The organism is Microbacterium abyssi (genome assembly GCF_015277895.1).
Taxonomy (GTDB): domain Bacteria; phylum Actinomycetota; class Actinomycetes; order Actinomycetales; family Microbacteriaceae; genus Microbacterium; species Microbacterium abyssi.
Map to the genome: position 1 here is coordinate 2274608 of NZ_CP063815.1, position 11258 is coordinate 2285865.

The 11258-nt window shown below is 69.9% G+C and carries 10 protein-coding genes; 5 read left to right on the top strand and 5 right to left on the bottom strand.

Features of this window, described 5'->3' with window-relative positions:
• Positions 1-31 precede the first annotated feature (31 nt).
• Both IM776_RS11115 and IM776_RS11120 read left to right on the top strand, forming a co-directional pair.
• Entirely contained in the window at positions 32-505 is a 474-nt protein-coding gene (locus IM776_RS11115; RefSeq protein WP_194420099.1) for a PaaI family thioesterase, read from the top strand.
• A gap of 94 nt (positions 506-599) precedes the next feature.
• Positions 600-1793: an APC family permease gene (locus tag IM776_RS11120; protein ID WP_422730949.1), complete on the top strand. Its 1194-nt coding sequence runs from the start codon at positions 600-602 to the stop codon at positions 1791-1793.
• Between the two features lie 31 nt (positions 1794-1824).
• On the opposite strand, the gene IM776_RS11125 is transcribed toward IM776_RS11120, so the two are convergent.
• From IM776_RS11125 to nhaA, 4 genes are all read right to left on the bottom strand, one after another.
• Positions 1825-2616, bottom strand: a complete 792-nt coding sequence (locus IM776_RS11125; RefSeq protein WP_194420101.1) for an SGNH/GDSL hydrolase family protein — start codon at positions 2614-2616, stop codon at positions 1825-1827.
• A gap of 68 nt (positions 2617-2684) precedes the next feature.
• Positions 2685-3938 (bottom strand): histidine--tRNA ligase, encoded by a 1254-nt coding sequence (locus IM776_RS11130; RefSeq protein ID WP_228479983.1) that lies wholly within the window; start codon positions 3936-3938, stop codon positions 2685-2687.
• A gap of 44 nt (positions 3939-3982) precedes the next feature.
• Positions 3983-4657 (bottom strand): nucleoside triphosphate pyrophosphohydrolase, encoded by a 675-nt coding sequence (locus IM776_RS11135; protein WP_194420103.1) that lies wholly within the window; start codon positions 4655-4657, stop codon positions 3983-3985.
• Between the two features lie 13 nt (positions 4658-4670).
• Positions 4671-5837, bottom strand: a complete 1167-nt coding sequence (nhaA, locus tag IM776_RS11140; RefSeq protein ID WP_194420104.1) for a Na+/H+ antiporter NhaA — start codon at positions 5835-5837, stop codon at positions 4671-4673.
• Positions 5838-5915: 78 nt separating this feature from the next.
• Between nhaA and IM776_RS11145 the strand changes: the two genes are divergently transcribed.
• Both IM776_RS11145 and gdhA read left to right on the top strand, forming a co-directional pair.
• Positions 5916-8609 carry a phosphoenolpyruvate carboxylase gene (locus tag IM776_RS11145; RefSeq protein ID WP_194420105.1) on the top strand — a complete coding sequence of 898 codons (2694 nt, stop codon included), beginning with the start codon at positions 5916-5918 and terminating at the stop codon, positions 8607-8609.
• 120 nt (positions 8610-8729) lie between these two features.
• Complete coding sequence (gene gdhA, locus IM776_RS11150; protein ID WP_194420106.1) at positions 8730-10097, top strand: NADP-specific glutamate dehydrogenase; 1368 nt, start codon at positions 8730-8732, stop codon at positions 10095-10097.
• Positions 10098-10247: 150 nt separating this feature from the next.
• Here the strand turns inward: gdhA and IM776_RS11155 are convergent, their stop codons facing one another.
• The gene (locus tag IM776_RS11155) at positions 10248-10844 is read right to left on the bottom strand and encodes a gamma carbonic anhydrase family protein (protein WP_194420107.1); all 597 of its coding nucleotides are present in this window, start codon (positions 10842-10844) and stop codon (positions 10248-10250) included.
• A 52-nt stretch (positions 10845-10896) separates the two neighbouring features.
• Here IM776_RS11155 and IM776_RS11160 point away from each other — a divergent pair, with 52 nt between their 5' ends.
• A complete protein-coding gene (locus IM776_RS11160) occupies positions 10897-11256 on the top strand; it encodes a VOC family protein (protein ID WP_194420108.1) in 360 nt (119 codons plus the stop codon).
• The last annotated feature ends 2 nt before the right edge of the window (positions 11257-11258 follow it).

The window sequence follows — 11258 nt, forward strand, 5'->3', positions numbered from 1 at the left end:
GACCGATGTCACCGCTCGCCAGACTGAGCACATGAAGATCACTCCGCGCCGCCTCGCGGTGGGCATGAGCCTGTGGATTCCGAACCTGTTCAGTGGCATCCGCATCCGGCGCTTCAGTGAGGACTGGACGCATGCGACCGTCGAACTGCACGTCAACGTCTTCACCCGCAACTACGTCAAGACCGCCTTCGGCGGCTCGATGTCGGCCATGACCGACCCGTACTTCTTCATGCTCGTGATGCACCAGCTCGGACGCGACTACGTCGTGTGGGACACCCGCGGAGAGATCGAGTTCGTCAAGCCGGGACGCGGCGTGCTCACGGCGCACTTCCACGTCTCCAAGGATCAGGCGGAGGCACTGCGCGAGCGCGCGAAGGGCGGCGCGAAGGTACTCGAGTGGTTCGAGACCGAGATCACGGATCGCGACGGCGACGTCGTGGCGAAGGTGCGCCGCGAGGTGTACATCCGCGAGAAGAAGCGTGTCACCGCAGCCCGCCGCGGCTGAGCACCATCCGTTCACCGCTGCGTGAAACGATGGGCGCGTGAATCTCGCACGTCGCCTGTCCCTGACGGATGCCGTCGCCATCGGCCTGGGCTCGATGATCGGTGCCGGCGTCTTCTCGGTATGGGGACCGGCGACCGCCGCCGCGGGCTCCGGACTGTTCATCGCGCTCGGGATCGCCGCGGTGGTCGCGTTCTGCAACGCCACCTCCTCTGCGCAGCTTGCGGCCGTGCACCCGGTCGCTGGCGGCACCTATGCGTACGCCCGCGCCGAGATCGGACCGTGGTGGGGCTTCGTCGCGGGATGGAGCTTCCTGATCGGCAAGCTCGCCAGCTGCGCGGCGATGGCGATGACCTTCGCCGCCTACGCCGCCCCCGCGGGGTGGGAGACCATGGTCGCGGTCGTCGCCGTCGCCGCACTCGCGGCGGTGAACTGCTTCGGCGTCACGCGCACGGCGCTGCTCACCCGCATCCTCGTCGTCGTCTCGCTGCTGGGCCTGACCGTCGTCGTCGCCGTCGGGTTCTCCTCGGCGCCGACGGCGGAGCCCGCACCGCTCCCCGACCTCACCGCGTACGGCGTGCTGCAGGGTGCGGGGCTGCTGTTCTTCGCGTTCGCCGGCTACGCACGCATCGCCACCATGGGCGAGGAGGTCCTCGATCCCGCGCGCAGCATCCCGCGCGCGATCGTCCTTGCGCTCTCGGGCGCGCTCGTCGTGTACGCGCTGGTCGCGGTCGTCGTCGTGCTGACGCTCGGGGCGGATGCCGCGACCCGCGCCGCGCCGCTGGCCGCAGTCGTCGACGCCGCCGGGCTTCCCGCGCTCGAGCCGATCGTGCGAGTCGCGGCGGCCACGGCATCCCTCGGCGCGCTCCTCGCGCTGCTCACCGGCATCGGACGCACGACTCTCGCGATGGCTCGCGAGTCCGACCTGCCGCGGTTCCTGAGCGCCGTGCACCCGCGATGGCAGGTGCCGTACCGCGCCGAGATCATCGTCGCGCTGATCGTGATCACCGTCGTCCTCGTCGCCGATCTGCGCGGAGCGATCGGCTTCTCGTCATTCGGCGTGCTGCTGTACTACCTGATCGCGAACGCGGCGGCGTTCCGTCAGTCCGGCGCGGCGCGGCGCTATCCGCGCGCGCTGCAGGTGCTGGGCGTGCTGGGCTGCCTCGTGCTCGTGAACACGCTGCCCGTCGTCGCGTCGCTGATCGGAACGGCGGTGGTCATCATCGGCGTCATGTACCGGATGCTGCGACTGCGCCTCACCCGCGCGCGCAGCGGTACGCCCGCGGCGTGATGCCCGGCACGGCGCGGAAGTCATTGGACGTTCAGCGAGCCGACACCGGAGCAGACTGCGTGAGCGCCATCTCGACGGCCGGCAGGAGCGCCTCGGCGGTGCGACGGTAGCCGGCGGCACTCGGGTGGAAGCGGTCGAGGCTGAACATCTCGTCCGGCTGCTCCCGGAAGGTAGGGCCGACGGCCTGGCGCAGATCGACCGGCAACGCGCCGGTGCGCCAGGCCACCTTGGTCTGCTCGAGTGCGAGTCGGTGCGACATCCGCGACAGCAGCGTGCGCAGCGGCTGCGGGACGGGCTGCAGTGTTCCCAGGTCGGGGCAGGTGCCGACGACGACCGGCGTCCCGCGCTCCTGCAGGCGGGTGATCGTCCGCTCGAGGTCTGCTGCGGCCGACCACGGCGGCACCATGTGCGTGACGTCATTGCCGCCGACCACGATCACCGCGACGTCCGCACGGTACTCGTCCGGCAGGCTGTCGAGCTGACCGGCGAGGGCCGTGGACTCCGACCCGACGACGGCTGCCGTGCGCAGGCGCACCGGACGCAGCATCCGCTTGGCGACGGCCTTCGCGATGCGACCGCCGAGCGTCTCCTTGCGGTGCTCGGCGCCGAGCCCGGCGGCGAGCGAGTCGCCGAGCAGCAGGAGGTCGATCGGGGTGCCCTCGAGCGACTTCTTCCACACCCGGTCGGCATTTAGCGAGATCTCGCCCAGCGGCTTGCCTATGCGACGCCGCGCGATCGCGGCCTGCCCGGTCAGCAGCATCCGCACGCCGAAGGCGACGACGCCCAGCACCGCGCCGATGGCCAGGATGCGCACCCGGATCATGCCCCCATTCGACAGGGTTCTCGTGAACGCGGCGTGAACGCGGCTCGCCGCGTGCGCACGTCACGGGGTCACGTGAGGGGCTTGAGCTCCAGCGTCCCGGGCTCGGCGCCGGCCGAGACCGTCGTGAAGGCGTTGTAACCGTCGGCGGCGGACCGCTCGAGGAGCGCCTTGAAGTTCTTCACCCGGCGCTCCAGCCGCACACGACCGTGCACCATCAGGGCCGCCTTGTGGGCGATGAGCTCGGCCAGGGGAACATCCGCATCATGGACGAGGACGATGGCCTGGCTGCCGGCACCGGCCACGGGCTCGAGCAGGTCGGCGAGCCGCTCGAATCCGAGCGAGAATCCCACGGCCGGCACTTGCTGTCCGAGGAATCGGCCGATCATCCCGTCGTAGCGTCCGCCGCCCCCGAGAGAGTACGACACCGAGGGGTGTGCGAGCTCGAAGATCGTGCCGGTGTAGTAGCCCATGCCGCGCACCAGGAACGGATCGAAGACGAGCGGGATGTCGCCCTGCCCTGTTCCCGCCGCAACGGCCTCGCCGATGCCGACCAGGTGCGCGACGATCTCATCGGGCGCGCCGTCCGGCAGCGCCTTGCGGATCTGCCGTTCGCCGTACGGGTTGTACTCCATCGTCTGCGGGCGGCGCAGGTAGGCGTCGAACGCGTCGACGGCGGATGCCGTTGCACCCCGTTCGCGGAGCTCGGCGACGATGCCGTCCGGGCCGATCTTGTCGAGCTTGTCGATCGTGATCAGCACGCCGGGGCGCTCGTCGGCGGCGAAGCCGAAGGCGTCCAGCATCCAGTCGAGCACGCGACGGTCGTTGACGCGCACGCTCGCGCCGTCGAGCCCGAGCGCCCCGAGGGCGTCCAGGGACGCGACCATGAGTTCGGCCTCTGCACGCGCAGAGTCGTCGCCCATGATGTCGATGTCGCACTGCATGAACTGCCGATAGCGCCCCTTCTGCGGACGCTCGGCACGCCAGACCGGGCCGATCTGGATCGCACGGAACACGGCGGGCAGCTGACCGCGATTGCTGGCGTAGAACCGGGCCAGCGGGACGGTGAGGTCGTAGCGCAGACCGAGGTCGCTGAGCGCGGACGGGTCGTCGGCGGCCTCGCGGATCGCCTCGGCATCCAGGCCACGGCGCAGGATGTTGTACGACAGCTTCTCGTTGTCGCCGCCGATGCCCGCATGCAGACGGTCGTACTCCTCGACCGCGGGGGTCTCGATCTCGTCGAAACCGTGCGCCAGGTAGCGCTCGCGGATGACGGCGAGCAGGCTCTCACGGCGGGCCTTGTCAGCGGGGAGGATGTCGCGCATGCCGCGCGGCGGGTTCACAGTAGCCACAGCCCCATCTTTCCAGGTCAGCCGGCCTCCGCCGCTCGGACCTCGTCCTCGACGACGCGGAGGCGCTCGCGGAGGGCGCGCTCGGCGTCCCAGCCGTTCGCGCGGGCGGTCGCAGTGAGCGTCAGCAGCAGGTCGCCGAGCTCGTCCTCCGACTCCGGGGCCGCACCGATCTCGGCGGCGTCGTGCGCGGCGAGGGCGATATCTTCGCCCGCTCCCACCGAAGCCGCGCGTCCGAGCACCTTCTGCGCGAGCGCGAGTGCCGGCATCCCGCGCGGAACGCCGTCGAGCACGCTGCGGCGCTCACGCTTCTCGGCCGCCTTCGCGGCATTCCAGTGCACGAGCACCTCTTCTGGCGTGTTCGCGACCTCATCGCCGAACACGTGCGGATGCCGCCGCACCATCTTCTCGGTGAGAGTCTGTGCCACGTCGTCGATGTCGAACGGATCCTCCGGATCCTGTGCGGCGATCGCCGCGTGGAACAGCACCTGCCAGAGCAGATCGCCGAGCTCCTCGCGCAGTTCCGCCCGCTCCCCCGTCTCGACGGCGTCGATCACCTCGTGCGACTCCTCGATGAGGTACGGCACGAGGTCGCGGTGGGTGATCTGCTGCGACCACACGCAGCGTTCGCGCACGGCGCGCATGGTCTCGGCGGCGGCTCGCAGCGCATCGGCGTCGGTCACGGCGTCCCCCATCTCTCCCAGGCCGTCAGGAGCTCGCGGCCGCCACGCGGCGGTGCCACGCCGCCCGCGACGAGACGATGATCCCGGAGAGCACGAGCGCGATCAGCGAGCCGACCAGCACGCCGAGGATCGCCTGGTCGCGGATGTCAGTGTCGTTCGCGAACGCCAGGTTGGCGAGCAGAAGCGACACGGTGAACCCGATGCCGCCCAGCGTTCCAGCCGCCACCAGATCCATGACCGTGAGGGCGGGAGCCTTCTCCTTCGCCCCGATCCGGAGCGCCACCCAGCCGAACAGGGTGATGCCGATGATCTTGCCGATCGGCAGCGCGATCGCGATGCCGAAGAACGCCGGCGACAGCTCGCTGGGCGACACCGCGGGGATCACGACGAATGCGGCGGCGAAGGCGAAGATCGGCAGGATCGCGCCGTTCACCCACGGATCGAGCACGTGGCGCGCGCGCATCGACGGCGACTGCGCGATCGCGAGGCCGAGCATGACGCCGGCGATCGTCGCGTGGATGCCGGAGAGCAGCACGAGCGCCCAGACCAGCACGCCGATGACGATCATCGCGGCGATCACGAGCCACGCGTGCTTGACGGGCAGCATCCGCGAGAGGAAGCCGAAGGCGACGACGCCGACCACGGCCAGCGCGAGGTAGATCCAGTTCAGGTCGTGCGCGAAAAGCACGGCGATGAAGATGATGCCGATGATGTCGTCGAGGATGGCGAGCGCCAGCAGGAACACGCGCACAGCCGTGGGCAGACCCTTGCCGAACACCGCAAGCACCCCGAGCGCGAACGCGATGTCGGTCGCGGTCGGGATGGGCCAGCCGGATGCGGTGCCCTCACCGCCCGCGATCACGAGGTAGATGATGATCGGCACCAGCACGCCGCCGGCGGCCGCGATCGCCGGCTGCAGCGCCTTGCGGAACGAACTGAGGTCGCCGCGGGTGAGCTCGTACTGCAGCTCCATCGCCACGACGAAGAAGAAGATGGCGAGAAGACCGTCCGAGATCCAGTGCGCGACCGAGAGGTCGATGGCCGTCCCCGGGATGGCGATGTGGAAGTCCAGTACCGCGGCGATCGGCCCCTGGGTCGGGAGGTTCGCCAGCAGCAGGCCGAGGGCCGCCGCCAGCAGCAGCAGAACCGCGGGGAACTGCTGCGTGCGCAGGAGGTTTCGGGAGTCAGACATCCGCTCCATGCTATGCCCGGGCCGTCACGGCGCGTCACGTGGTCGGGAGCTCCTCGGCGGCGCGGCTAACCTCGAAAGATGACCACGGAGCCGACCTACACAGAGCCCACGCAGACCGAGGCCATCCGCGTCATCGGCCGGTTCGAAGCCGGGCGAGGCATTCCCGATGAGATGCGCGCCGATGTGCGCATGCTCGGCGGCCTGCTCGGACAGGTGCTGCAGGAGTGCGGCAGTCCAGGACTGTTCGAGGATGTCGAGCGCCTGCGCCTGGCGACGATCCAGGCGTACGAGGCCGAGAGCGCCGAGGCGTTCGAGCGCGCGACGGAGATCGCCGAGTCGTTCACCGTCCAGCGGGCCGACGAGGTCGCCAGGGCGTTCACCTGTTACTTCCACCTCGTGAACCTCGCCGAGGAGCACCAGCGGGTCCGGATCCTGCGCGAGCGCGCCGGCAAGCCCGGGCGCGAAGATGCCGCCGACACTGTCGCCGCGGCCTACGCGCAGCTGCGCGGCGAGGTCGGCGAGGACGAAGCGCGGCGCCGGCTGTCAGGACTCCGGTTCCACCCCGTCTTCACGGCGCATCCCACCGAGGCGCGACGGCGCGCGGTGTCCACCAGCATTCGCCGGCTCTCCGAACTCCTCACCGCGCACGACGCGTCCAGCGACGGTGGTGCCGAACAGCACCGCGCCCGCCGCCGCATGCTGGAGGAGGTCGACACGCTCTGGCGCACCGCTCCCCTGCGCGCGCAGAAGCCGTCGCCGACCGACGAGGTGCGCACGGTCATGTCGGTGTTCGACGAGACGCTGTTCACGACGGTGCCGCACGTGTACCGCCGCATCGACGACGCCCTGCGCGGTGAGCAGTCCGGCGCGAGCGAACCGGTCGTGCCCGCCTTCGTCCGCATCGGCTCCTGGGTGGGCGGCGACCGGGACGGCAACCCGTTCGTGACGGCATCCGTCACCAGGGAGGCGGCCGATATCGCCGCCGACCATGTTCTGCGCGGTCTCGAGCGCGCCCTTGAGCGGATCGGCCGCGCGCTCACGCTGGATGCTGAGAGCACACCGCCGAGCGACGACGTCGTCGCGCTGTGGGAGGCGTTCTCGGCATCGCACCAGGACATCGCAGACGAGATCGCCGCGCGCTCCCCCGAGGAGCCGCACCGACGCGTCGTGCTCGCATTCGCGAACCGGGTCGCCGCCACGCGCCTCGGCACGCCCGGCGGCTACTCCGCGCCCGAGGAGCTCCTCGGCGACCTCCGCGCCGTGCAGACTTCGCTGTCGGCATCCGGCGCGAAGCGGCATGCTTTCGGCGGCATCCAGCACCTCATCTGGCAGGTGGAGACCTACGGCTTCCACCTCACGGAGCTCGAGGTGCGCCAGCATTCGCAGGTGCACCGGCACGCACTCGCCGAACTCGAAGCCGGCGGCGAGCTCAGCGAGCAGACCCTCGAGGTGCTCGAGGTCTTCCGCGCGATCGCCGAGATCCAGCGCAGCTACGGCCTGCGCGCCGCAGGTCGCTACGTCGTCTCGTTCACGCAGTCCGCCGAGGACCTCGGGAACGTTCATCGCCTCGCCCGCCACGCGCTCGGCGACGACGTGCCCGTGCTCGACGTCGTGCCGCTGTTCGAGACGTTCGCCGACCTGCAGGCTGCGCCGGCGATCCTCGCCGAGGTCGTCGGATTCCCCGAGTTCCGCAAGCGTATGACCGCGACAGAGAATCGCCTCGAGGTCATGCTCGGGTACTCGGACTCGTCCAAGGACGTCGGACCCGTCGCCGCGAACCTCGCGCTCTACGAGGCGCAGGAGAAGATCGCCCTCTGGGCGCAGGATGCCGGGATCGAACTGACGCTGTTCCACGGACGCGGCGGGGCGCTCGGCCGCGGCGGCGGCCCGGCTAACTCCGCGATCCTCGCCCAGCCGCCGCACTCTGTCGACGGCCGCTTCAAGCTCACCGAGCAGGGCGAGGTCATCTTCGCCCGTTACGGCGAGCCCGCGATCGCGATGCGGCACATCGACCAGGTCGCCGCGGCAACGCTGCTCGCTTCCTCCCCGAGCGTCGAGGAGCGCACCAGCGGTGCCGCCGCGCGCTTCGCGGACATCGCGCAGGTGATGGATGCCGCCTCCCGTGAACGCTTCTTCCAGCTCGTGAAGGCCGACGGCTTCGCCCCCTGGTTCGCCACCGTCACCCCGATGGAGGAGATCGGACTGCTCGCGCTGGGCTCCCGCCCGGCACGCCGTGGCCTGTCCGTCGAGTCGCTGGAGGACCTCCGGGCCATCCCGTGGGTGTTCGCGTGGACGCAGGCGCGCATCAACCTCGCCGGCTGGTTCGGCCTCGGCACCGCGCTGGGGGCCGTCGGCGACGAGGCGCTCCTCAGGGAGGCGTACCGCGAGTGGCCGCTGCTGCACACCATGATCGACAACGTCGCCATGAGTCTCGCGAAGACCGACGAGCGGATCGCCCGCCGCTACCTCGCGCTCGGCGACCGCGATGATCTGGCCCAGCTGGTGCTCGACGAGCTCACCCTCACCAGGGAGTGGGTCATCCGTCTCACCGGCGGCACCGGTCTGCTCGAGAACAAGCCGATCCTGCAGCGGGCCGTGGCCCTCCGCAGCCCCTACGTCGACGCGCTCTCGCTGCTGCAGCTGCGCGCCCTGCGCGAGCTGCGGTCGGCGGCATCCGCCTCGGCCGAAGGCTCGGGAGCCGACGATGAACAGCGCCGCCTGCTCCTGCTCTCGGTCAGCGGCGTCGCCGCGGGCCTGCAGAACACCGGATGATCCCTGTGTCGGCGCCCCGGAAATCCCCGGGGTAAAGTGAGATCTCGCGCCCGATCCGGCGCCCCGATATCACGCGACACGATCGCCCCTCAGCCACAACACCCAGAAAGCCGTCCCCGCGTGACCGCCACCCTCACTGACTTCCACCCGCTCACCGAGTCCGTACAGCCCGTGTTCGACACGGTGCTGGCACGGAGCCCGCACGAACCCGAGTTCCAGCAGGCCGTGCACGAGGTACTCGGAACGATCTCGCCCGCGCTCGAGCGGCACCCGGAGTATGTCGAAGCCGGCATCCTGGATCGGATCGTCGAGCCGGAGCGTCAGATCATGTTCCGCGTGCCGTGGATCGATGACGCCGGGAAGCTGCAGGTGAACCGCGGCTACCGCATCCAGTTCTCCTCCGTGCTCGGCCCGTACAAGGGCGGTCTGCGCTTCCACCCCTCGGTGAACCTGTCGATCATCAAGTTCCTCGGCTTCGAGCAGATCTTCAAGAACGCGCTCACCGGCCAGGGCATCGGGGGCGCCAAGGGCGGATCGGACTTCGACCCGCACGGCCGCTCGGATGCCGAGATCATGCGCTTCTGCCAGTCGTTCATGAGCGAGCTGTACCGCCACCTCGGCGAGCACACCGACGTCCCCGCGGGCGACATCGGCGTCGGCGGCCGTGAGATCGGCTACCTGTTCGGCACCTACCGCAAGATCACCAACCGTCACGAGTCGGGCATGTTCACCGGCAAGGGCACCGGATGGGGCGGCGCCGAGGTGCGCACCGAGGCCACCGGCTACGGCGCGGTGTTCTTCGCGCAGGAGATGCTCGGTGTGCACAACGAGTCGTTCGACGGCAAGCGCGTCGGCGTCTCCGGCTCCGGAAACGTCGCGATCTACGCCATCCAGAAGGCCACCCAGCTCGGGGCCACCGCGGTCACGGCATCCGACTCGTCCGGCTACGTCGTCGACGACGCCGGAATCGACCTCGACCTGCTTCGCCAGATCAAGGAGGTCGAGCGCGGCCGCATCGTCGAGTACGCGAACCGTCGTGCGAGCGCCCGCTTCGTCGAGGGCGGCAGCGTCTGGGACGTGCCGGTCGACATCGCCGTACCGTCGGCCACGCAGAACGAGGTCAGCCTCGAAGACGCCGAGGCGCTCATCGCGAACGGCGTCCGCGCGGTCTCCGAGGGCGCGAACATGCCGTGTGTTCCGGATGCCGTCGCGGCGTTCCAGCGGGCCGGTGTGCTGTTCGCCCCGGGCAAAGCCGCCAACGCCGGTGGCGTGGCGACCTCTGCGCTCGAGATGAGCCAGAACGCCGCTCGTCAGCGCTGGACCTTCGACGACAGCGAGAACAAGCTGCGTGAGATCATGCGCGACATCCACCAGGCGGCATTCGACGCGGCCGAGAAGTACGACGTCGCCGGTGACTACGTCGCCGGTGCGAACATCGCCGGCTTCCAGCGTGTCGCCGCGGCGATGCTCGCACAGGGCGTCATCTGAGTCGGTTCTGCTGATTGCGGTTCGGTCGCTCCGCACAGATGGCTGGCCGTTCGTACGAGTGGCCGTCGACCTCGACCGGTCCGGCCGCCGTTCGTGCACTTCGCCAGCCATCCGTGCGGCGGTGATGGGGCGGATGCCGGGAGAAACGAGCTAGAGCGCGTGGTCGTCGGCGTGCCGCGCCAATGACGACCCGTAGCGCTCTGTGAGCTGCACCATGAGGTCCGGGGTGTCGCGGTCGACGCCGAACACGTGCCCGGGGAAGTCCAGCTCAGGCTGCGCCTCGGCGATCTCATCCGCCTGATCCGGTGAGAACAGCTGCACCGGATCCCCCGCCGCCACCCACCCGATCGGCACGACGGTGCCCTCGGGAAGCACGGCGCGACGCGTCACGATCGCGTTGACCCTGATCTCGCACCGTGCACCGACGATCGAGCCGTTGAAGATGCGGGCACCCGAGGCGAAGAACACCTCCTCACCCACCGTCGCGCCGGCGATGCTCGCCAGTGTGCCGACGAGCGTGTGGTCGCCGATGTGCACGGCGTTCGCGGCGGTGGCGCGGATCAGCGCGTTCTCCATCACGATCACGTGCTCGCCGAGCGTGATCGGGCCGCCCTCCGCCGTGATCACGGCGCCGTGCAGCACCTGGCAGTTCGGTCCGATCTCCACGTCGCCCGAGATGACAGCGGTCGGCGCGATGACGGCGGTGTCATCGATGCGGGGCCGAGCCCCGAGGTGCTCGTACAACATGCCGCCAGACTAGCCCTTGCGTCACGGTCGGCGCTGGGCATACGGTCGCGGCATGACGGTGACGAGACTGTTCCCGATTCTGCGCACGAACGACCTGCCGCGACTGGTGACGTTCTATGAGAGAGCGTTCTCGGCATCCGTGGAGTATCGCTACGAGCACGAGGGGCGAGCGGTCTATGTGGCGCTCGCAGTCGGCGGTGGCACGATCGGCATCGGCTACGAGCCCGAGGTGTCGCCCGGCGATCCTGTCGCGATCTGGCTGTACGTCGATGACGTCGACAGCGCGTACTCCCGCGCGACGGACGCCGGGGCGACCTCGGTCGCCGACCCTGATGACATGCCGTGGGGCGAGCGCGTCGCGCAGGTACGCGATCCCGACGGCACGCTGCTCCACCTCGGTTCGGCGGCCTGATC